Source organism: Bradyrhizobium sp. INPA03-11B, assembly GCF_040446015.1.
Taxonomy (GTDB): Bacteria; Pseudomonadota; Alphaproteobacteria; order Rhizobiales; family Xanthobacteraceae; genus Bradyrhizobium; species Bradyrhizobium macuxiense_A.
Genome location: NZ_JASGSR010000017.1, coordinates 76,443 through 97,473 on the forward strand (window position 1 = coordinate 76,443; position 21,031 = coordinate 97,473).

Here is a 21,031-nt window from a genome sequence, read left to right on the forward strand (position 1 = left end):
TCGCCCGCCCCGGTCGGCGGGCTTCCTTTTACGAACCGCCCGGTCCTCGACGCTGCGTGAGTGCAGCTCGGCTGTGTGCCGCTATAGCCAGAAAAGCATAGCGGGCCGGCCGCGGATGCATTCTACCGGGCAGATCGATGCGCCGGCCTCTCAGAGCGCAAGCCCCCTCACCAAATCCTGATCCCACGCTCGCGCAGCTTCACCTGCGCGACCCGCATGGCGGATCAGGAACACTCACTCCATCGCGGTCGTTGGTCGCGACACCAGCAAGGAGTGTATGAATGCAACGGAACACCAAGATCCTCGCCTTGGCCGCGGCATCGCTGATCGCAACGACGGCAGGTGCGTTCGCGCAGGGCTATTATCCGTATGGAAACCCCGGTTACCGCTACTACGGCGGCCCGCGGTACGGCGCTCAGCCGTATGCCCAGCCATACGTGATGTACAATCAGGCGGAACCGGGCTGGTACGGCCTCAACGGCAGCAACCATCCAACGCCGAGTTCGACGCAGGGCGATGTCGGCCCTGAAGGGAACAATAACGGCACCCTGACCGGCCCGTACTACCGGGCATGGTAACCAGTCATATTCGAAGCCCATCGCTCGCCCTGAGCGATGGGCTTTCTTGTGTTCGTCACGTGTCGATCACTCGGAGAGCGAAGGCTCCTCACTTCACCATCGCGCCGTAGACGATGTCCTGCACGTTCTCGCGATAATATTTGCGCAGCTCGCCGGGCGCTGCGGTTCCGACCACCACGACGAGGCGTTCCTTCGGATCGCAGAAGAACTGCGTGCCATAGGCGCCGTTCCAGGTGAAAGCCCGCGCCCACCACGACGACGTCGAAGCTTTCAAGCTGCATGTGGCCCCCGCCCCGCGCGGGCCCAGGCGGCAGCCTGCCGCGACATCCCGACGAGACTTCACGGCGCTGTGGCCGACTTCCGGCGGAGATTTTGGTTAAGGCCACGCTCGGCGCAAGCCCATGAAGGCACCGTCACCTTCGCCAACGGCCGCTGGACAATGCATGCGCTGAAGGGAATGAGGAATTACACCGACGCCGGCTCCTATGAGGTCTCCTATGAGGTCCGCGACAGCATTGCCGTGATCACCGGCAAGCTCGGCACCGGCTATTGGAAGCGCAGCGTAGAGTGAGGTGCGCGGCACGAGGGCAACGTCCGCGGGCTTCGCAGACCTCACAAATCCAGTTGCCCCGTCGCCGGATAGACCACCGTCCCATCGCCCTGCACGACGGCGCCTTCGGTGAGGCGGGCGGGCTCCAGCCGCCCCTCCCCCATGATGTGGACGACGCTCTCGCCGGCGGCGATCAGGTAGTCGGCGACGATGCGGCGGTGGCAGCGCCACCAGACCGCCTCCGAGCACATCATCGCGCAGCGCTGCCCGTGGCCCTCATCGCGCAAATGCTGCAGGCCTGCGTGAAACTGCGGCGACAGCGCATAGTCGGCGTAGTTGTGAAAGCTCTCGTTGCTCCAGAAGCCATTGACCGAAGGCGGCACGCTGCGCGCCTTGCCGCGCAGCCCGCCGAGATCGGCCAGATGCTCATACGAGATGCCCGCGGCCTTGAGCGAACCGGGAAGCGTGTCCTTGTTGAACTGTGGATTGGTTCGCGAGCGCGGCACCGTTCTGATGTCGACGATACGCTCGATGCCGGCCGCGGTGAGGACAGCGATGAAATCCTCGAGACTGCGGTTCGAATGACCTATCGTGAAGAATGGAAGCGCCACGCCGCGCCCCTGCTACGCCGGATGGAGCGCGCTGCCCTTGTGGGCTGCGACATGATCGGTCTTGTCGCTCTTGATCTCGTATTGCGGATCGGCCTCCGAGGCGCGGTGCGTGTGCCCCTTGTAATCGAAATCACGCGTGTGAACCCTGATGATGGTGCCCGAGACGTGGCCGGCCTCGGAATTCCAGCTGACGTGATCGCCGACCTTGAATCTCCTGGTCATTTTTCAAACGTCCTTCGTGCGCGACATGCCAAGGCATTGAGCAAGGCATTGAGCTACCGCGGCAACAAAAGTTTCATCCAGGTTAAGTTCCTCGCATACCTAAAGCCGGTTGCAGGATTCACCGATACTATACCAAATCTGCGGAAGCTCCCCCGACTGTGACCTGCATCGCTCCAAGGTTGTCGCGCGATATGCTAACGAGTTTGCCGCGTAAATTGTACGCTGGCGTTTTGGTTGGGGACCGATGGCCGCTCGTAAACTGCCGCAAGGGCAGGCCCTCACGCGGGTAGCGCGTCGACGCTGGAATGAGGAACGGTCGCTGCGGTGCGCCATCAGGATGGCCCGCATGGGGTACTGGGAATCACACAGTGCCACCGCGACCGATGTCTGGATCTCGCCCGAATTCGCCTCGTTCTACGAATTCAAGACGGCCGACGGCTTCATTCCCATCGCCACGGTGCGCGAGCGCTATCTGCCCGAAAGCCGGAAGGTTCTGGAGGCGCATTACGCAGCCTGCTGGGCCGAGGGGCGGCCTTATGCGGTGCAGACGCGGCTGCGCAGGTCCGACGGCAGCGTGCTCGACTGCGTGGTGCATGGCGAGCCGGAATTCGACGCGCGCGGTCAGGTCCGGCGCGTGTCCGGCATTGTCCGCGACGTCACGGAGGAAACCTCCGCGCTGCGCCGCCTCGCCGAGAGCGAGCAACGGCTGGCTGATTTTGTCTCTACCGCCTCGGACTGGTGCTGGGAAAGCGCCCCCGACCATCGGCTGCTGCCCTATCCCAAATCGCTTCCCGGCAATGCGGCCTTCCAGACAGTGGCCTCCGGCGGGAAAGCGCGCTGGGAGCTGGCTTATGCGCCCGAGGACGCGGAGGGCATGGCCCAGCACCGGGCCGACATGGAGGCCCACCGCCCTTTTCGTGACTTCATCTATACGTTGATCGGCAAGGACGGCTCGCGCGTCAGCATCTGCACCAGCGGCAAGCCGATCTACGCCGATGACGGCAGCTTTCTCGGCTATCGCGGCACGGCCAGCGACATCACCCAGCTCAGGGCGGCCAAGGCGTTGCTCGACCAGCGCACGCGCGCGCTGGAGGAAGCCCACCGGCTCGGCAAGATCGGCACCTGGAGCTACCGGCTGGACACCGGCCGCACGACCTGGGCGCCCGAGCTCTATCAGCTGCTCGGTTTCGACCCCGACACGTTCGCGCCGACCGATGAGAACATCAGGCCACGTTTCCTGGGCGGCGATGCCGACCGCTTCCGCGACGTGCAGAAACGGGTGCTCCGCACCCGCACGACCGAGGCCACGGACCTGCGCATCCTGCACGCGGACGGCACCGCCCGCGATCTGGCCGTCATCTGCAAGGCGGAGGTTGCCCACGACAAGGTCGTCGGCATCATCGGCACCGTGCAGGACGTCACCGAGCGCAAGGAGGCCGAGCGCCAGCTCGAGCAGCTCGCCTACAGCGACCCGTTGACCGGGCTTGCCAATCGCGCGCTGTTCACGCGCCAGCTCGCCGCCATGATCGAGGGCTGCACCGTGGAAGGCCGGGGCGGCGCGCTGCTGCTGATCGATCTCGATCGCTTCAAGGAGGTCAATGATTCCCTCGGCCATGCCGCCGGCGACAAATTGCTGATCCAGGTGGCGGCAGCGCTGCGGCAGGATTTGGGGCCGCGCGCCTTCATCGCCCGGCTCGGCGGCGACGAGTTCGCCGTGCTGGCGGAGGGACGCAGCATGTCCGACGCCGCGCTGACCGGACTTGCCAACCGGCTGATCGGCAAGCTGTCGGTCCCGGTCGATCTCACCGAGGGCGAGGCCGTCGTCGGAGCGACCATCGGCATCGCCCGCCTGCCGGAGCATGGCGCGACGGCGGAGACGGCCGTGCGCAACGCGGACCTCGCGCTCTACATGGCCAAGGAGGCCGGGCGCGGCCGGGCCCAGCTGTTCGAGCCGGTCTATGCCCAGGCGGTCGATCAACGGCTCGATCTCGGCCGGCATCTGCGCCACGCCGTGGAGGCCGGCACGCTCGAGGCCCATTACCAGCCGCAGCTCGACCTGCGGACCGGCCGCGTCACCGGCTTCGAGGCGCTGCTGCGCTGGACCCATCCCGAGCGCGGGCCGATCTCGCCGGCGGAGTTCATCCCGATCGCCGAAAGCTCCGGGCTCATCGTCGATCTCGGCCTGTGGGTGCTGCGCGAGGCCTGCCGGCAGGGCCGCGCCTGGCTGGATGCCGGGCTGCCGCCGCGCACCGTCTCGGTCAATGTCTCGCCGGCGCAGATCTGGAACGTGGATTTCGAGACGGCGGTCGCGGCCGCGCTGGCAGAGACCGGCTTTCCGGCGGAGCTGCTCTGCCTGGAGCTGACCGAAAGCCTGTTCGTGGATCATACCGAGCAGCGGATCAGCCGCACGCTGACGGCGCTCTCCGATCTGGGCGCCCGGCTGGCGCTGGATGATTTCGGCTCGGGCTATTCCTCGCTTGGCTATCTGACGCGCCTGCCCTTCGACTGCCTGAAGGTGGACCGCGCCTTCGTGGATGGCATTTCCACCGCGCCGGAGAAGCGCAAACTGCTCGGCGGCATCATCGCGCTGTCGCATGGGCTCGGCATGACCGTCGTGGCCGAGGGCGCCGAGTTGCCGGCCGAGATCGACGTGCTCGGCGGGCTCGATTGCGACCTCGTGCAGGGCTTCGTGTTTTCCCCGCCGATCGCCGCCGACAAGGCGCCGCTGGTGGCCGCCGGCATCGAGCGCGAAGCGTACCGGATCCAGCCGAGAAGGAATCGGCTCTAGGGTTTGGTACTGTGGGGTCAGGAACCGTGCAGCATCGCTCCAAGCCAGCGGAATTTCAGACAACAATTCAAATAGTTAAACCCTTGGCATTTATGGAATCTGAGGGGTACTAGGGGTTGAGAGTTCAAATCGCCGTGTGCGCCTTGCGCGCGTCAACCAGAGGGCGCATCTCCTTTAGCGTCCGATGCCAAGCCCCCTCGCATCGATCCAGAACAGGCCTACTACGATTCAATCGAACCAGAACGGGCATGAAGCGACAAAACAGCCATCAACAATGAGCTTCCCGCCGGGCTGAAACTCTCAGCAATCATAAAACGATGCGTACACAATGTTGCGACTTCGTTTGGTTAAACGTTCTAATTGCACCTCCCTATGGTTGTGCGACTGAGGAGTCGCATCTAGCTTCCGCGCCGGCCGGAATTTTCATGTGAGCTGTCCAAGCACGATTTCCCGCAACGCGGCCTGAACGCCCGCGCTGCACATGCGGCTCCGTTTCGGAGTCGCCCCACCTGGAGACGACTGCAATGTCTACCTCTGCATCCCCGAAACTCGCGGAATCGACCGCCGTCAACGAGGCCATCAAGGCGCGGATGGCGCCGAAGCAGGCAACGCAGGCCGCGCCTGTCGACATCACCGCCAATCCCGTGGCCAAGATCGTCTTCAATCCCGAAGTCACGCCGGAGGAGCGCAGCCGCCAGATCGGCGCCCTGCTCTCGCCGGACCTTGCCGAAGAGTGCAAGGCTCCGGTCAAGCAGCTCGAGGCCTACAAGGAATATCTGGCGCAACAGCGCACGCTGATGCAACGCAAGCTGATCGAGCTGTCGTCGACGTCTGTCTTCGCCAAGATGAAGCAGACCTTCGCCGACATGAACAAGGGCGTGCTGGACTTCCGCGAGATGATCCGGCCGCTGGTCGACAATCTCGATGCGCTCTACACGCTGCGTACCGCCGGAGACAACGTCGTGCTGGATACCTTCGCGGAGATCGAGGAGGATCGCAAGCGCGAGGCCGATTGGGACCGCCGTACCTCGGAGGTCGAATCCCAGGCGCGGCAGGCGACCTCCGACAAGGAGATGCTCGAGCGCGATATCGCCAAGCTGAAGACGCAGACCGGCCTGTTCGGCGGCATCAAGAAATCCGCGCAGGCCGAAATCGCCGCCAAGGAGCTCCTGATCGCCAAGCTGATCGAAACTCTGAAGACCTATCGCGACAAGGCGCAGGCGATCATCACGGAGAAGGCCGAGCACGACGCCAAGCAGGGCAAATTCAAGGCCGAGAAGGAGCAGGTCCGCAAGATGCTCGACATCTCCGGCCCCGAGCACGTCAAGCGCGTCGAGGGCATTATCAAGGCCGCGCTCGACTACATCGACAAGTCGCAGGTCACGGTCTCGGAGCTGCGCGACGAGCTCGGCGGGATCGAGGGGCAGGCCGATAAGCTGGTCAAGATCAACTCGCAGATGATCACCGTGGTCGCGATCCTCGACAAGGGCATCGACCTCGCCTCCACGGCGAACAAGGAGAAGGTGCAGGCGCTGTCGACCGCGCGCGAGGGCGAGGATACCCTTGCCCGCCTCGAGCGCGAGCGGAAGAAGAACGATTTCGAGCGCCACGTCACCGCGCTGCTGGACAGCGGGCGCGGCACCAAGAAGACCGTGGCCGATCTCGAAAAGGACGCGGTCGACGCCAACACGTTCCACGACGCCCTCGGCAAGCAGAACGTCAATCTGCGCGAGCTCTCCAGCGACGGCATCGCCAGCGTCGCCACCAGCCTGAACACCACCATCCAGGCGCTCAACAACTCGGCGCTCAACGAGGCCTCGGAGAGCGTGCGGGATTCGATGCGGGCGATGAACGCGGTGACCGACGACGTCGCCAACAAGGAGGTGATCCGTCAGGCGCTGCAGGTCGACGAGGCGTCCAAGCGGATCATGGAGAAGGTCGAGTCGATGTCGAACATCGCCGAATCGCTGCAGGCCGCCAACAAGCTGCGCGAAGACGGGCTCTCCAACATCCAGAGCCGGCTCGGCGAGCTCAGCGACGTCACCGCCACGGTCCGTGCGCGATTGCAGGAGAGCATCGGCATGGACGCCAAGGAACCCGGCGCGGCGGCCGCTGCCGCGGCGCCGAAGCCGGTCGACGACAAGGAGATCACGTTCGGGCAGATCTGAGCTTGCTTCCCGGACCGGCACTGCCGGTCGGGGCCTTTCCCGCGTGCAGCCTGACCGATGGACATCCCCATGGCCGACAACTTTCTGATCACCGGCAGCGACATGCTCGCCAACCGGAAGAACTTCAAGCTGGTTGGCCGCGCGGAGAAGTTCGAGGAACTGTGCACCATCCTGACGCGGATGGAAGCCAACAGCGTGATCGTCTCCGGCCCGAGCGGCGTCGGCATCACCACGCTGGCGCTGGCTCTGCAAGCCCGCAAGGCCGACGCCGACGCGCCGTTCGACATCGTCAACAAGCGGCTGTTCTGGCTCGACACCGACGGCCTGTTCGGCCTCGGCGACAACGACGCCATCGTCAAGCAGTTCAAGGCGATCTTCGCCATCCTGAACCGCACCCCCGACAGCGTCCTGATTGTCGAGGATACGCTCGATCTGATCGACGCGCTGCGCAACAGCGGGCTGATGCACATCGTCAACGCGTTGACGGCGATGGTGAAGGCGAAGAAGACGCAGGTCTTCCTCGAGGTGCGCGAGGCCGACCTTACCCAGGTCCTCAAGTGCCATTCCGATTTCCGCGATCATTTCACGCTGATGGATCTGACCGAGCCGGCCGGCGTCGAGCTCGAGGAGATCGCGCTGCACGGCGCGAAAGATCTCGAGGAAAGCTACGAGGTCCGGATCGATCCGGCGGCGGTCAAGGCCGCCATCGACATGACGAGCAAGTATCGCTCGCTCGACACCGGGCTCACCGCGGCGCAGCCCGCGCGCACCCGCACCCTGCTCGATCGCGGCATGGCGCGCTATCTGCTGCGGGCGCATTCGACGCCGCCGCTGCTCGCGGAGCTCGAGGCGGAGCTGGCGCGTCTCACCGCCAACGGAGCCCCGCCCGGCAGCGAGGCAAAGGCCGCCGCCGTGCGCGCCGCGATCGCGCGCCACAAGGCCGAGTTCGCCGAATACCAGGCCAGGATCAAGGGCTACTACGCGGCGCAACGCGAGGGCGAGAAGTCGATCGCGCATATGGAGGCGCAACTGCGCACCCTCGAGGACGACGAGAAGAAGCGGCACCTCGACGAGCCTGCCGGCAAGGTCTCCGCCGGCGATGCCGACTTCGACCTGATCGCCAGGGCGTCCGGCTATGCGACCCCCGAGATTCTCCAGCTGCGCGGCGAGATCGCGCGGACCCAGGCGGCCGTCGACGAGAATCGGGTGAGGTACAAGGCCGTCACCAAGGAGATCAATGATCGGCTGCTGTTCACTGCCGATATGGTGATCGACGAGTTCTCGCTGATCTCCGGCATCGATGCCTCCAAGCTCAAGCAGAACGACGCCGTCAAGCTGCTCAACCTGCACGGCTCGCTGAAGCGGCGCGTGTTCGGTCAGGACGACGTGCTCGACCACGTCGATCGCGCGGTCAAGGTCTGGCGGCGGGGACGGCGCACCGACCGGCCGCTGCCGTTCCTGTTCTGCGGCGCCAGCGGCGTCGGCAAGACCGAGGTCGCCAAGGGGCTGGCGGAAGCGCTGTTCGACACCGACAAGGCGTTGAACCGCTACGACATGGGCGAGTTCATGGAGAAGAACGACGTCACCAAGCTGATCGGCGCGCCTCCGGGCTATGACGGCTTCGCGGCCGGCGGCGAGATGACCAATTCGGTGCGGGCCAATCCGTATCAGGTTATGCTGTGGGACGAGATCGAGAAAGCTCACCCCGACATCTTCAACATCTGCCTCAACATCCTCGACGATGGACGTTGCCGCGACAATCTCGGCCGCAAGGTCGAGTTCGGCGACGTGGTGATGCCGATGACCACCAACATCGGCGCGGATCATGCGCTGCGGGTCGGCACCGGTCCCGGCGATCTGAGCCAGGAAGAGGCCTTTGAACTCACCATCCGCGACCTGAAGAAGGCGTTCCGGACCGAATTCCTGAACCGCTTCGAGGGGCGCGAGAACATCATCCTGTTCCACAAGCTCAACATGGACACGATCGAGAAGATCGTGTTCCGCGAAATCTCGCGCATCAACGCCTTCTACGCGGCGCAATCGATCGAGGTGCGCTTCCCGGAGGCCGAGCTGCGCGAGTTCTGCGACAAGACCTATTCGCCCGAGATCGGCGCCCGCGGCCTGCCGGGGCGGATCAAACGCATCGAGGCCATGATCGTCGACAAGACGATGGCGGACCCCGCCTTCACCGGCACGCTCGATATCGGCTTCGATGCGACGAGCCGCCATTTCACGTCGAGCTGGATCCCCCATGACCGAAAAGCCGCATGACGACGCCAACGCGTTGCTGGACGGTATCGACAAGACGCTGTCCGACTTCAAGACCAAGGCCTATGAGGCCAAGAAGTCCTACGACCAGTCCGAGCTCGGGCGCGCCCATCGCGACCTCACCATGCTCGGCCGGTTCTGGTCGCAGTTCGTCCGCTCCTGCGGATGGATCTACCTGCAACTGATCGCGCCGGTCACCTGGCGGATCTACCGCTTCGTGCGCTGGACCTTCGCCGGCTACCGCGCGCTTTGGGCGCGCTGCGTCTACGCCAAGGACGCCTATGGCGATCCGGAATTCAGCAAGGCGCGCGGCGGCACCATGATCCTGGCGACGATCGCCGTCTGCTACCTCGTCTATGGCGCGGTGACGGTCGCGGCGACCCTGCCCTGGTACCTGGCCACGGTGCGGCACGATGAGCAGCTGTATCTCTCCAATTCGCAGAACCTCTCCGGTTCGCAGACCGAGGGCCTCGAGGTCCACGAGGTCTATGGTTGCGAGACGCTGCCCTGCACCGAGCAGAATACCGTGACCTTCCGGGTGCGCTCGACCTGGTTCAACGAGCTCTGGAGCATCCTCCACCACGGTTCGCTGTTCTATCCCGGCTACGTCGCCGCCGCCGTCAGCCCGGTGCTGAACCGCTGCGTCATCACCTCCTACGGTGTCCGCCGGAAATTCCTGGTGCGATCCTGGGAGCTCTATCCCGACCTCGTGCAGGTCGAATGCATGCCTACCGCCGGAGACGACGGCAAGGACAGCAAGATGATCGACAACAAGGACTATCGGTAGGTGAAGCGCGTATCCTTCAAGGGTGTTGCAATCGGCAACGTCGTCGACATCGTCACCTCGAATGTCGTGATGGTGCCTGTGATGATCTACGTCCTGGCTTCGCCGCCGACGGGATCACCACCTGGCCCGGGGTCCATCCAGGAGGCCTTCGAGAGAAGTCACGTCTTTCTTGCAGCGTCGAGCATCCTGGGCGGGCTCTGCTCAATCCTTGGCGGTTACGTTTCGGCAAGGATCGCTAAGCATGAGGAAATCCTGAACGGGGCGCTCTCGTCGATCCTCTGCACGAGCTTTGGTATTTTTACCCTCGTCAACGGCATCGGTCACTTTTGGCTGCACTTGCTCTATTTGCTTCTGAGCCCCGCACTCGGCGCATTCGGCGGCTACCTTCGATCGCGGCAAACCGCCCGCACGCTTGATCAGACCGCCGCATGATTATCCCAACGAAGACAGAACGCGATGCTCGGCAAAAATCTGGGAGCCTTGGTGCGCATTCCACACCTTGATCCCTGCAGTCGACACGAAGCTGCTTAGTGGCGTGAACGCCGCAAACGCAAACGGGAATCGAACCACGGACAAACCGGATGGGTAGGGGAATCGAACCACCGACATTGAGTGGCTAGAAGTCATGGTGCCCAGTGGCGGGATCGCAGCCATTAGTCTAGTCCAGGGTCGGACTTCCGGTTCCGGACCCGGAAGCGGACTTACCACGCGCATCGGAGCGCACCCTTGCCAGCATAGGAAGTGGTGACGCTGGAGAACTCACCCTCGAACGTCGCGGCCACCGACCAGCCGTTCATCCATTTCATTTCGAGCGATGCCGTCGTCAGTGCTGAGTCGCTGGCCTGCGCCGCGCCGTTGACGACGAAGCTCGCACCGGGCAGCGCCTGGAATGTCGCGGCGACCGCGCGGCTCGGATCGAAATCATGCGCCCAGGCGAAACGGCTGCGCAACGTCAGCACCCCGTTTGGCACGGCAAAGGACTTGTCAGTGCGGAAGCCGAGCTCGCTCCGCACATCGGTGACATCCTTCGCACCATAAGCCAGCGCAAAAGCCGGCGATCCCGATACCACGCTCTCGGCATAGGCGGGCAGATCGAAGGTGGTGAACTGGCCCGCCGCATAAGGCGTGATGCCGATGCCGCCGACCCATGGTGCGACAAAGCGATAGCCGCCCTCGACGCGGCCGGAATACGCATTGGCATTGAACTCGGCACGGAGCTGGTCGATACCGGCGATGGTCACGGTGCGGTTGGTTGTGATGTCCTGCCAGCCATAGGCGAGCGCGGCGGAAACGTAGGCAGCTCCCTGCGTGTGACGCACATAGGCACCGGCCTGGAACAGGTCGGAGTGGCCGCTACCGCTACCAGCCACGGAGAAGTTGGTGCCGCCGCCGGCGAGCGAGAAGCCTGCAATCGTATTCGGCGAGAACAGATAGTCCGCACCGACGGCCGTGCCGTAGATGCTGCTGGTGGTGTCGTTCATGCCGGCCACCGCATTGCCGCTGGTCGATTGCGAGCCGCCATAGCCGGCGGCCCACACGCTCCAGCGTGGATCATAGACTTTTGCTGGCGGCGCCTTGGTGAACATCGCATAGGCATCGCGCTTGCTGGCGTAGCCCAGTTCTTCGTCGGCATAGCCGGTCGCGCCCGGCGTCGCATTGGCGCCGCCCGTGCGGTTCGTGAAGGGATCGGTGAGCAGGCCCATGAACTGGCCCATCGCCTGGAACGTGGTCTGCTGCGAGCCCGTGCCGAGCTCGCCCGAGGCCTGTGACAACTGCGACGCCGTGAGCATCGCATAGGTCATCGGAATGCCGCCGGTCGAGTTGAAGAAATTGGTCAGGGCGTTGCCGACGGCCTGCTGGTTGCCGTTGAGACTGTTCGGAATGCCGAAGTTGAGGGCCAAATTGAGATAGACGTTGTTTGCGTCGTAGCTCAGGCTGTCGTGGAAATTCGCCGGCAGGTTGGTGTTGACGAACGAGCCGAACGTGCCGCTCACCGCACCCGCGGTCAGAATGGTGTATTGCTTGGAGACATAGCTGCCGCTCGCGAATATGGCGTTCACCGTGGCGCCGCCGAGCGTCGCCGTGCCGCCGACGCTGACGAAGCTCGCCGCTGACGGGTTGAGCTGCACCAGATAGATCGCGCCGGACTGGAACGCGAGATTGCCGGAAATCGTCATCCTTTCGCCCGGCACGATTTCGCCCGGCGTGCCGGCGTTGCCGGGGGCCAGTGTGCCGCCGTTGTTGACGGTGGCCGTGCTCACCACGCCGGTGCCCTCGAGCGTGCCGCCGCTGTTGACGGTCACTCCGCTCGCCGTATTGATTAAGCCCTTGACGTCGAGCACACCGCCGTCGACGGCGGTGGCACCGGTATAGGTGTTCTGTCCGGCCAGAATCAGGATGCCGGCACCGGACTTGGTCAGGCCGCCGATGCCGTCGATCGACTGCGCGATGACCATATTGAAACCATTGGTATCAATCGTCCCGCCGCCGGCGTTGAGCGTGATCGCGCGGGTGATGGCGAGGTTAAGGCTGCCGCCGAGCTGCAGAGTACCCCCATTGAAGGTCAGCGCGCCCGAAGCAGCGCCGAGATTGTAGTCGGCGCTGATGCTGACCACACCACCGCCAAATGTGGTCCCGCCGGTGTAGGTGTTGATACCAGACAGCCCCAGCGTGCCGGTGCCGATCTTGACCAGCGACCCGCCGGTGGGGTGGGCGCGATTGAAACAGTCAGAGCCGCCGCCGCAGTCGCTGATGACGCCGCTGACCACGGTGCTCAGATTGTTGCCGCCAACGGTGAGCTGGTCGGCGCCCAGGTAGAAGTTACCGCCGCCCGCGATCGAGCCGGCCGAAACCTTGTGGTCGTTGTTGGGGCCACTGCTCCTGGAGAAATCGAAGGTGCCGGCATTGCTGTTGGTGAGGACGGCGTTGCCGGCCGTGCTGGTGTTGAGGAATAAAACACCGCCAGTGCCGATGTTGGTGATGCTGGCACCGCCGGCCGTGGCGGCGCCCAGGAATGCGAGGGCACTGCTGTTGGTAATGACCGCATTGCCCGCCGTGCTGTTGTCAGTGAAAACGAGGCCGCGGCCGCCGCCGCTGGCGTTGGTGATAACGGCGCTGCCGGCCGTGCTGGCGTTGGAAAACTGGAGGATACCGCCCGGGTTGTTGCTGATGAAGGCGCTGCCGCCGTTGATGACAATGCCGGCGCTGGTGAAGACCAAAGTCTGGTTGTTGCTGAAGCTGTAGGCCGACGCGCCGGGATTGAAGGTGAAGCCGCCGAGCTGGGTGGCTGCCGAGAACGACAGGCTGGTGATCGTCGACGTGTCGAAAATGGCAGTGCCGGTCGGCACGAAATTCGGGTTCCAGTTCGTCGCTGTGTTGAAATCGCCAGAACCAGGCGTGGTGCTCCAGGTCGCGTCCGCCACCGGTGCGGCCATCACCGGTGCAGCCCAGATCACCACGACGCCGGCCAGCAGCGCTCGCAGCGCGCGCGTTCTCTCAGTCCACATACTCACCCCACCCCACAGCCGGCCGTGCGCGCATCCATTGGCGGAGCGCGAGGCAGCCGAGGGCCAAGCTATCAGCGGTCGAGGGCTACCGGTGGGTCCATGAAAATTGTTCCGTTTTTGTGGCGACGAAATCGCCGGAGTGTGGCGCGAAGTCCTCTAGTCCCTTCAGGGAATAGAAAATTGCCGGCAAATAGCGGTATCCCGCGTTGTTTCAGGCCCCCACCTGCTCAACATTCGTGCAACGTCCCGCTTGAAAGTTGCGGCACAAAGCCGCAAAGGCCACCCATGTCCTCTCCCGTCCCGTCCGTTGCCAGCGCCATCCTCACCCCTAACGAGATTCTCACGCATCCGAGCTTCGCCATCGGCCGCATGGCCTTTGTCGATGGGGTGATTGCACTGCACGAGGGCGATGCCTATCACAGCCGGCTGCTGGTTGAGGCGATGCGGCAGGTGACGTTCAACCTGATCATCAGCCTTCATCTCAGCCATGACGTGGCCGACCGGGCGACCTGGCCGACGCCGCGCCGTCTCAAGGACGAATTGAAGACGTTCGGGCTGTCGAGTGAGCGCCGGGTCGATGCGCTGCTGTCCCGCTTCATCCAGCTCGGATATGTCGAACAGCTCCCTTCCGAGCAGGACGGACGCATCCGCATCCTCAAGCCGACGCCGAAGATGATGTCGATCGACCGGGAGTGGCTCGTCTATCACTACGCGCCGCTGCACGTGATGTTTCCGGAGCGCGGCTATCGCGAGCCGGTGGCGCGCGATGTCGCATTCCAGCGCGTCCACCGGCTGGTCGCGCTGGATTTTTCCAGCAAGGGCGCAGAGATCATGGCGAGCCATCCACAGGTGATGCGGTTCATGACTCGTGATGCCGGCATGCTGGTGCTGATCAAGCTCGTACAGATGCAGATGACCGCCAAGGAAGGTGACGCGGGCCTCACCTATGCGGATATCGGCAAAAGGTTCGGCGTGTCACGGACTCACGTGCGATCGCTGCTGGAAGACGCCGCGCAACACGGCGACGTCACTCTTTCCGGGCGCGGCGGAAGCCTGGTCGAGCTCAACCCTCCCCTCTTGCAATCCTTCGATCGCTTCGTCGCGGACGCGATGTCCGGGCACGACATGCTCTACAGGCTGACAATGGAGCGGATGGCAAAGGAAGCGTAGCAGTCGGGCGCTTGATCGCGCCCTACCTCTTCACGGCGTTGGCTTGCCGCGCCTGATGACGTAGTTTCAGCGAGTGCCGTTACTCAGCCGACCGGTGATGATCCCAGCCAGATCCTCGTTCGGCAAATCATCGGAGCCTTCGACCAACACACGTCCCGAGAAATTTCGAAAAATACGAAGCGCGCGATGTTAGAGTCCGCGCGAACGGAAATGTTCGCGATTTTGTACGCAAATGGTGCCCAGGGGCGGGATCGAACCATCCGGCTTCGCCCTTCGGGCTACGCCGGGACAAGCATCTATGCGGCGAATCTGCGGGCTACGTTAGCATCGAGGGGGATGGTGCCTAGGGGCCGACCATAACTGATCTCCTAAGCAATTGATACCGCAACGAAATTCAGACGAACGAAAACTACCTACCCAGCTTCCTACCCAGACAAGCGTGAGTTGCAGTGGTGCGCTATGGTGCACTTCTGGAGACTCACGACTATAGGAAGCCATCACAAATGGATAAGAAGCACCAACAGCGGCGTGAAGAGCGATGATTTCGGTGCAATGGCTCAAGGGCTACACACAGGCTGAGCTTGATAGCGCCCAACGTCGATTTGGTTTGGAGTTTCCCCCGGACCTGATTGCCTTGTTAAGAGAGAAACGTCCGGCAAATGGACACGATTGGACGAACGAAGGTGACATAAGGCGAGCGCTGGCTTGGCCGTTTGAGGGACTTCTGTTCGACGTAGAACAGAATCACCTGTGGTGGCCCGAGTGGGGAGCGAGGCCAACCGACGCAAACGCTCGTAAGGAGATCTTGCGATCAGTCGTCTCGCGTGCGCCGAAGTTGATACCGTTAATCGGGCACCGATATTTGCCGGAAGAACCCTGCGAGCAAGGCAACCCCGTATTCTCCGTCTATCAGGCCGACGTGATCTACTACGGAGCCAATTTGACGGACTATTTTGAACGAGAGTTTCTTGGGTTCAACCATCGTCCCTGGAGCCAACCAACCAAGCACATCCCATTTTGGTCCGACCTTGTGGAGCGCAACGGCGGCCCAAATTGCGGGGGATTGTAACATGACAGTCCCGACGAAAGCAGAACGCGATGCGATCAAGCGCGAGTACGGCACGTTATTCGCGTCGATTTCAGCCGCATTGTTCGAAGCCGATCCCATTGGCATCAACTTCGACGAAAATACAGACGAATACGATGCGGAAACAGGAACGATCATCCCACGCCTTGGTTCGGCGAAGTCAGCGGAGGATGTTCAAGCGATCGTATACGAAGAGTTCTGCCGGTGGTTCGACCCAATCACTGCTGGACGACGAGAGAAGTATGCTTCCGTTTCAGCGAAAATCTGGGAGCTTTGGTGCGCATTCCACCCGTTGATCCCTGACGGCGGCACGAAGCTGCTCAGCGGCGTGAACACCACAAGTGCAAACGGGAATCGAACCACGGACAAATCGGATGGGTAGGACGTCAGTTCGGTTTTCGTCGCTACCCAGATTCCTACCCATGTGAGAGTGGCTCGCGGTTGTTCACCGCGTTCCATACCGCTTCATGTGGCGTGAGATCGGGACTCGAACCACCGACATTTGGTGGGTAGAAGTGATGGTGCCCAGGGGCGGGATCGAACCACCGACACTGCGATTTTCAGTCGCATGCTCTACCAACTGAGCTACCTGGGCATACAAGCTGGGCCGAAAAGGCCGGAGCGAGCGGGCGGTTTATAGAGAGGTCGGAGCGCCGTGTCCACCCGCCTTCGCCAAAGGCTTCGGCGTGGCAGGCCCGCTTTCCGGAATTTCCCCAACTTGTTGGGAAATATTGGCTATTCCGGGTCCTCCTCGTCGTCCTCGCGGCCGGAAACGACATAGCGGCCGGTCAGCCAGCGGTTCAGGTCGACATCGCGGCAACGCGGCGAGCAGAACGGGCGGAAGGCCTGCTCGACGGGCTTGCCGCAGATCGGGCAGGCGCGCGGAGCGGCCGGGGGCGTTCGGGCTTCATCGGTCATGGCTGGGACTTAGCCTATACCGTCTGGCAATCAAGCCGGCCGCCGCATGCTCCATGTTGCGCACGAGACCCCTTCCCTTCTCCCCTTGTGGGAGAAGGTGGCGCGGACATCGTCCGCGACGGATGAGGGGTCTCTATCCGCGGAGACAGACCCCTCACCCAAATCGATTTGACCTCTCCCACAAGGGGAGAGGTGCACTGTCTATGCGGCTACCGACATTAGTCCCAATCAACCTCACACCGCGACGGCGTTGAGCCAGCCGTGGCGGATCGGAAAGCCTTCGCCGCCGAGCAGGGTAACGGTCTCGTAGAGCGGCAGGCCGACCACGTTGGTGTAGGAGCCGACCATCTTGACTACGAAGGATCCGGCGATGCCCTGCACAGCGTAGCCGCCGGCTTTGCCGCGCCATTCGCCGGAGCCGATATAGGCCTGGATATCGTCCTCGCTGAGCCGCTTGAAGCGCACGCGGGTCTCGACCAGGCGCTGGCGGAACGCCTCGCGCGGCGTCACCACGCAGATCGCGGTGTAGACGCGGTGATTGCGGCCCGACAGCAGCCGCAGGCACTGCGCGGCCTCGTCGACCAGATTGGCCTTGGGCAGGATGCGGCGGCCGACCGCGACCACGGTGTCGGCGGAAATGATGAAGGAGCCGCGCAGATCGTCGTCGAGCTGCACCGACTTCAGCGCCGCGTCCGCCTTCGCGCGCGCCAGGCGGTTGGCGCAGGCGCGCGGCAACTCGCCCCGCCGCGGGGTCTCGTCGACATCGGCCGGGCGCAGCGCGTCGGGCTCGATGCCGGCCTGGTTGAGCAGGGCCAGCCGCCGCGGCGAACCGGAAGCAAGAACGAATTTGGGACGGCCTAGCATGCGGGCTTTTGGGCTGAATCGGGGGGACGGACGCGGGCGGAACCTATCGGATGGGGCATGGATGCACAACCTTGGAACCGGCTGCGAATCGCGCTCCCGCTTGGAGACAAGGCCCCATAAGCACAGCTGTTTGTCAGTCTGGCGACAAGGGGCGATTCCGCGAATCGGAACACGCCGCGTCTTCCCCTCACAAGTTCGCCGCGGCCTTGGCAAAGCGGCGGCGGATCCGCATCAAGAGGCCGTCGCAGACCTCGCGATAGGCGGCGAGCTTCTGCTCGCGATTGCCGCTGGTGCCGGTGGGATCGACGGTGGGCCAGTATTCGACATCGGCGGCGAGCGTCCTGGTCAGATCCAGCGCCTTGTGATGCGCCTCCGGCGACAGCGTGATGATGAGGTCGAAGTTCAGCCCCTCCCAGTCCTCGAGCTCCTCGAAGGTCTGCGGCTTGTGCCCGGAAATGTCCTGGCCGAACTCGGCCATCACGGAGACCGCGAACGGATCGAGCTCGCCCTTCCTGACGCCGGCAGAGCGGACATAGAGGCCTTGTGGAAACATGTGCTGCAGCAGGCTTTCGGCCATCGGCGAGCGCACGGCATTGTGGGCGCATGCGAACAGCACGGCCTGCGGGGTGCGCGCGCTTGGCGCTGCCATGCGATCAGGCTTTTTTCGACCGGGGTACGCCCCCGTCAGTCAACGCTTCACTGATCATGCGCCTCTTGTTTTGGCGCATGATCTCCGCGCAAACGCTTGCGTTTGTCGCGACCGAAAACCGGTCCCCACTTTTCGGGATCATGCGCCTTCACCCTTCCAGTGCAGCACAGTGATCAGCGTGAACAGCCGCCGCGCGGTCTCGAAGTCGACGCGCACCTTGCCCTTGAGCCGCTCCTGCAGCGTGCGCGAGCCTTCGTCATGGATGCCGCGGCGGCCCATGTCGATCGCTTCGATCTTGTCCGGTGTCGCGGTACGGATCGCCTGATAGTAGCTGTCGCAGATCATGAAGTAGTCCTTCACGACGCGGCGGAACGGGGTCAACGACAACAGATGCGCCACCACCGGCGCGCCGTCCTCCTTGCGGATATCGAACATCAGGCGGTTGCCGGTGATCGCGATATGCAGCGTGTAGGGCCCGGCCTCGGCGCCTTCAGGCGCGAACAGGTTCTGCTCGACCAGGTCGTAGATGGCGATCGCCCGCTCATGCTCGATGTCGGGCCCGGATCGGCCGATCGATTCCTCGTCGAGCGTCACCGCGACGATGCGATTGTTGGAATCCTCGTCGTCTGGTGGCTTGTTCATGAGAGGTTGAGGCGCAATCCGACGGAACGTGAATGGGCATCGAGACCCTCGGCCTGACCGAGCGTCATCGCGGCGGGCCCGAGCGCACGAAGCTGATCCGGCCCGCACCTCAGGATCGAGGTTCGCTTCATGAAGTCAAGCACCCCGAGGCCCGAGGAGAACCGGGCCGAGCGCGCGGTGGGCAGCACGTGGTTGGAGCCGCCGACATAGTCGCCGATCGCCTCCGGGGTATGGGCCCCGAGGAAGATCGCACCGGCGTTGCGGACCTTTTTCGACAGGCCCTCGGCGTCCGCGGTCATGATCTCCAGATGCTCGGCCGCGATCGCATTGGCGAGCTCGACCGCGTCGTCGAGCTTCGCCACCTTGATGACGGCGCCGAAATCGTCCCACGAGGCGCGCGCAATCGCCGCACGCGGCAGCGTCGCAAGCTGCGCCTCGACCGCGCGCTCGACATCGGCGGCGAGCCGCGCGCTGTCGGTGATCAGGATCGATTGCGCGCTGACGTCGTGCTCGGCCTGCGCCAGGAGATCGGCCGCGATCCAGTCGGCATTACCGGTGTCGTCTGATATGACCAGCACCTCGGAGGGTCCGGCGATCATGTCGATGCCGACCTTGCCGAACACCAGCCGCTTGGCGGCGGCGACATAGGCGTTGCCGGGCCCGACGATCTTAGCAACTGGCGCGATCGACGCGGTGCCATAGGCCAGCGCCGCGACCGCCTGGGCGCCGCCGACGCGGTAGATCTCCGAAACGCCGCCTAGATCGGCGGCCGCGAGCACCAGCGGGTTGAGCTTGCCGTCCGGGGCCGGCACCACCATCACGACCCGCGGCACACCGGCAACCTTGGCCGGCACCGCATTCATCAGCACCGAGGACGGATAGGCCGCGGTGCCGCCGGGCACGTAGAGCCCGACCGCATCGACCGCGCTCCAGCGCCAGCCGAGCTCGACGCCGGCGGCATCGGTGAAGCGCTCGTCCTTGGGCAGCTGGCGGCGATGGAAGGTCTCGATCCGGTCGCGCGCGAATTTCAGCGCCTCGACGGTCTTGGGGTCGCAGGCCGCGACCGCCGCGTCGATCTCGGCGGCGGTGATGCGCAGGCCGGCGGCGTCGATCTTGAGCCGGTCGAACTTCTTGGTCGCCTCGAGCAGCGCCGTATCGCCGCGGGCCGCCACGTCGTCGACAATGGCGCGGGTGGCGCGCTCGACGTCCGCCGATACCTCGCGCTTGGCCGCCAGGAAGTCGCGGAAACGCTGGTCGAAATCGGCGCTCTGTCGGTCCAGGCGAACGGGCATGGCGGCTTTCTGAAGAGGACTCTGGGTCCCTGCTCAATGGCGCGGCGGATAATGGCCGTCAACCCTTGGAAAACACACAATGCGTCGTCGTCCCGGCGAAGGCCGGGACCCATAACCCCAAATGGTAGTCGTGGTGGGACGCTGGGGCCCCATCCTATTCAAACAACCAGCTTTGGTGGCTATGGGTCCCGGCCTTCGCCGGGACGACGGGACTTACCCCGGCGCCACCCCGAGATCGTCCTCCCCGAGATCGGTCAATTCGCATTCCAGGCACTCGACATCGAGCCGCAGCGCCCCGCCATGGCCGAACATCAGCAGTGCGCTGCCGCCCGGCGGGTCGGAGGCATAGAACTCGATCCCGAGCAGTTCCAGGGCCGCTTCCGGGGTTTCCAGGTCGATATTGCGCGACTTGCATGCCAGCACCCGGTCGAACCTGAGCGCGGCGATCAGCCGGCGCGAACAGGTGCCGCCGGACAGGGTCTGTTCCCAGTCGAGCCGGTTCAGGCCGACCACCAGGCGCTTCTCGTCCTGGCGCCAGATGATGTCGGCGGGCTGGACGCGGGCGTCCTGCACATGGGCAGAGATCACCGCGAGGTCGTCGGCATCGAGGGCGATCAGTTTCAGCTGTGCGGGTGGGGACATGACGGTGGTTATAACGCCTCGCGGCCCCGGAGGTACCAGGTGGCCGAGCGGAAATCCCGCTCAAGGGAACCGGCAAGCGCACGAGCAAAATATCGAAAACAACCCCATGCAAAGGAGCCGCGCGGCGGCGACGGCGTGACCCCGATCGAACATGTGCGCATTGGCACTCTTCGTCAGGTGAGCACACCGGTCAGGCTCCCTCCCCCACGCAACCGGGGTTTACCCCGGTTGCGCATTGTAAATTTGCGCAAGTCGGGCAGGCCCGACTTGCGTTGGGGGAGGGTTGGGG

At 63.9% G+C, this 21,031-nt stretch carries 19 protein-coding genes and 1 tRNA gene; 9 read left to right on the forward strand and 11 right to left on the reverse strand.

Annotation, left to right across the window (positions count from 1 at the left end; genetic code table 11):
* The first annotated feature begins 281 nt into the window (after positions 1-281).
* The gene (locus QMZ05_RS09695; protein WP_353700555.1) at positions 282-578 is read left to right on the forward strand and encodes a hypothetical protein; all 297 of its coding nucleotides are present in this window, start codon (positions 282-284) and stop codon (positions 576-578) included.
* An 88-nt stretch (positions 579-666) separates the two neighbouring features.
* Here QMZ05_RS09695 and QMZ05_RS09700 read toward each other — a convergent pair whose 3' ends face one another.
* The 3 genes from QMZ05_RS09700 to QMZ05_RS09710 form a co-directional block, all read right to left on the reverse strand.
* Positions 667-852, reverse strand: coding sequence for a hypothetical protein (locus QMZ05_RS09700; RefSeq protein ID WP_353700575.1), 186 nt, complete (start codon positions 850-852; stop codon positions 667-669).
* Positions 853-1,190: 338 nt separating this feature from the next.
* On the reverse strand, positions 1,191-1,739 hold the full coding sequence (locus QMZ05_RS09705) for a DUF488 domain-containing protein (protein ID WP_353700556.1): 549 nt from the start codon (positions 1,737-1,739) through the stop codon (positions 1,191-1,193).
* A gap of 12 nt (positions 1,740-1,751) precedes the next feature.
* Entirely contained in the window at positions 1,752-1,961 is a 210-nt protein-coding gene (locus tag QMZ05_RS09710) for a DUF2945 domain-containing protein (RefSeq protein WP_353700557.1), read from the reverse strand.
* A 346-nt stretch (positions 1,962-2,307) separates the two neighbouring features.
* On the opposite strand from QMZ05_RS09710, the gene QMZ05_RS09715 reads away from it, so the two are divergent.
* The 5 genes from QMZ05_RS09715 to QMZ05_RS09735 all read left to right on the forward strand — a co-directional run bounded on the left by QMZ05_RS09715 (position 2,308) and on the right by QMZ05_RS09735 (position 10,404).
* Complete coding sequence (locus QMZ05_RS09715; RefSeq protein WP_353700558.1) at positions 2,308-4,749, forward strand: EAL domain-containing protein; 2,442 nt, start codon at positions 2,308-2,310, stop codon at positions 4,747-4,749.
* A gap of 524 nt (positions 4,750-5,273) precedes the next feature.
* Positions 5,274-6,917, forward strand: a complete 1,644-nt coding sequence (locus tag QMZ05_RS09720) for a hypothetical protein (RefSeq protein ID WP_353700559.1) — start codon at positions 5,274-5,276, stop codon at positions 6,915-6,917.
* Positions 6,918-6,986: 69 nt separating this feature from the next.
* Entirely contained in the window at positions 6,987-9,188 is a 2,202-nt protein-coding gene (locus QMZ05_RS09725; protein ID WP_353700560.1) for an AAA family ATPase, read from the forward strand.
* The gene (locus tag QMZ05_RS09730; RefSeq protein ID WP_353700561.1) at positions 9,169-9,972 is read left to right on the forward strand and encodes a hypothetical protein; all 804 of its coding nucleotides are present in this window, start codon (positions 9,169-9,171) and stop codon (positions 9,970-9,972) included. Before QMZ05_RS09725 ends, QMZ05_RS09730 begins: the two co-directional genes overlap by 20 nt.
* Positions 9,973-10,404: a hypothetical protein gene (locus QMZ05_RS09735; RefSeq protein WP_353700562.1), complete on the forward strand. Its 432-nt coding sequence runs from the start codon at positions 9,973-9,975 to the stop codon at positions 10,402-10,404.
* Positions 10,405-10,673: 269 nt separating this feature from the next.
* Here the strand turns inward: QMZ05_RS09735 and QMZ05_RS09740 are convergent, their stop codons facing one another.
* Positions 10,674-13,478, reverse strand: a complete 2,805-nt coding sequence (locus QMZ05_RS09740) for an autotransporter domain-containing protein (RefSeq protein ID WP_353700563.1) — start codon at positions 13,476-13,478, stop codon at positions 10,674-10,676.
* A gap of 180 nt (positions 13,479-13,658) precedes the next feature.
* Between QMZ05_RS09740 and QMZ05_RS09745 the strand changes: the two genes are divergently transcribed.
* From QMZ05_RS09745 to QMZ05_RS09755, 3 genes are all read left to right on the forward strand, one after another.
* The gene (locus QMZ05_RS09745) at positions 13,659-14,648 is read left to right on the forward strand and encodes a sigma factor-like helix-turn-helix DNA-binding protein (RefSeq protein WP_353700564.1); all 990 of its coding nucleotides are present in this window, start codon (positions 13,659-13,661) and stop codon (positions 14,646-14,648) included.
* A 538-nt stretch (positions 14,649-15,186) separates the two neighbouring features.
* A complete protein-coding gene (locus QMZ05_RS09750; protein WP_353700565.1) occupies positions 15,187-15,717 on the forward strand; it encodes a hypothetical protein in 531 nt (176 codons plus the stop codon).
* Position 15,718: 1 nt separating this feature from the next.
* Positions 15,719-16,117 carry a hypothetical protein gene (locus QMZ05_RS09755; RefSeq protein ID WP_353700566.1) on the forward strand — a complete coding sequence of 133 codons (399 nt, stop codon included), beginning with the start codon at positions 15,719-15,721 and terminating at the stop codon, positions 16,115-16,117.
* A gap of 137 nt (positions 16,118-16,254) precedes the next feature.
* Here the strand turns inward: QMZ05_RS09755 and QMZ05_RS09760 are convergent.
* The 7 genes from QMZ05_RS09760 to QMZ05_RS09790 form a co-directional block, all read right to left on the reverse strand.
* Positions 16,255-16,330 (reverse strand) — tRNA-Phe (locus QMZ05_RS09760).
* 140 nt (positions 16,331-16,470) lie between these two features.
* Positions 16,471-16,653 carry a DNA gyrase inhibitor YacG gene (gene yacG / locus QMZ05_RS09765; protein ID WP_353700567.1) on the reverse strand — a complete coding sequence of 61 codons (183 nt, stop codon included), beginning with the start codon at positions 16,651-16,653 and terminating at the stop codon, positions 16,471-16,473.
* A gap of 234 nt (positions 16,654-16,887) precedes the next feature.
* On the reverse strand, positions 16,888-17,517 hold the full coding sequence (locus QMZ05_RS09770; RefSeq protein ID WP_050423304.1) for a Maf-like protein: 630 nt from the start codon (positions 17,515-17,517) through the stop codon (positions 16,888-16,890).
* Between the two features lie 187 nt (positions 17,518-17,704).
* The gene (locus tag QMZ05_RS09775; protein ID WP_146988323.1) at positions 17,705-18,166 is read right to left on the reverse strand and encodes a low molecular weight phosphatase family protein; all 462 of its coding nucleotides are present in this window, start codon (positions 18,164-18,166) and stop codon (positions 17,705-17,707) included.
* Positions 18,167-18,304: 138 nt separating this feature from the next.
* The gene (locus QMZ05_RS09780) at positions 18,305-18,808 is read right to left on the reverse strand and encodes a UPF0262 family protein (protein ID WP_074129634.1); all 504 of its coding nucleotides are present in this window, start codon (positions 18,806-18,808) and stop codon (positions 18,305-18,307) included.
* Positions 18,805-20,100 carry a histidinol dehydrogenase gene (hisD, locus tag QMZ05_RS09785; protein ID WP_353700568.1) on the reverse strand — a complete coding sequence of 432 codons (1,296 nt, stop codon included), beginning with the start codon at positions 20,098-20,100 and terminating at the stop codon, positions 18,805-18,807. Before hisD ends, QMZ05_RS09780 begins: the two co-directional genes overlap by 4 nt.
* A 213-nt stretch (positions 20,101-20,313) precedes the next feature.
* Entirely contained in the window at positions 20,314-20,742 is a 429-nt protein-coding gene (locus QMZ05_RS09790; RefSeq protein ID WP_353700569.1) for a DUF2948 family protein, read from the reverse strand.
* Between the last annotated feature and the right edge of the window lie 289 nt (positions 20,743-21,031).

Bases quoted from the DNA above. Each gene is read 5' to 3' on its own strand.
- QMZ05_RS09695 (WP_353700555.1), top strand. From the start codon at position 282: ATGCAACGGAACACCAAGATCCTCGCCTTGGCCGCGGCATCGCTGATC.
- QMZ05_RS09710 (WP_353700557.1), bottom strand. From the start codon at position 1,961: ATGACCAGGAGATTCAAGGTCGGCGATCACGTCAGCTGGAATTCCGAG.
- QMZ05_RS09715 (WP_353700558.1), top strand. From the start codon at position 2,308: ATGGGGTACTGGGAATCACACAGTGCCACCGCGACCGATGTCTGGATC.
- QMZ05_RS09720 (WP_353700559.1), top strand. From the start codon at position 5,274: ATGTCTACCTCTGCATCCCCGAAACTCGCGGAATCGACCGCCGTCAAC.
- QMZ05_RS09725 (WP_353700560.1), top strand. From the start codon at position 6,987: ATGGCCGACAACTTTCTGATCACCGGCAGCGACATGCTCGCCAACCGG.
- QMZ05_RS09730 (WP_353700561.1), top strand. From the start codon at position 9,169: ATGACCGAAAAGCCGCATGACGACGCCAACGCGTTGCTGGACGGTATC.
- QMZ05_RS09740 (WP_353700563.1), bottom strand. From the start codon at position 13,478: ATGTGGACTGAGAGAACGCGCGCGCTGCGAGCGCTGCTGGCCGGCGTC.
- QMZ05_RS09750 (WP_353700565.1), top strand. From the start codon at position 15,187: ATGATTTCGGTGCAATGGCTCAAGGGCTACACACAGGCTGAGCTTGAT.
- QMZ05_RS09755 (WP_353700566.1), top strand. From the start codon at position 15,719: ATGACAGTCCCGACGAAAGCAGAACGCGATGCGATCAAGCGCGAGTAC.
- yacG (WP_353700567.1), bottom strand. From the start codon at position 16,653: ATGACCGATGAAGCCCGAACGCCCCCGGCCGCTCCGCGCGCCTGCCCG.
- QMZ05_RS09770 (WP_050423304.1), bottom strand. From the start codon at position 17,517: ATGCTAGGCCGTCCCAAATTCGTTCTTGCTTCCGGTTCGCCGCGGCGG.
- QMZ05_RS09775 (WP_146988323.1), bottom strand. From the start codon at position 18,166: ATGGCAGCGCCAAGCGCGCGCACCCCGCAGGCCGTGCTGTTCGCATGC.
- QMZ05_RS09780 (WP_074129634.1), bottom strand. From the start codon at position 18,808: ATGAACAAGCCACCAGACGACGAGGATTCCAACAATCGCATCGTCGCG.
- hisD (WP_353700568.1), bottom strand. From the start codon at position 20,100: ATGCCCGTTCGCCTGGACCGACAGAGCGCCGATTTCGACCAGCGTTTC.
- QMZ05_RS09790 (WP_353700569.1), bottom strand. From the start codon at position 20,742: ATGTCCCCACCCGCACAGCTGAAACTGATCGCCCTCGATGCCGACGAC.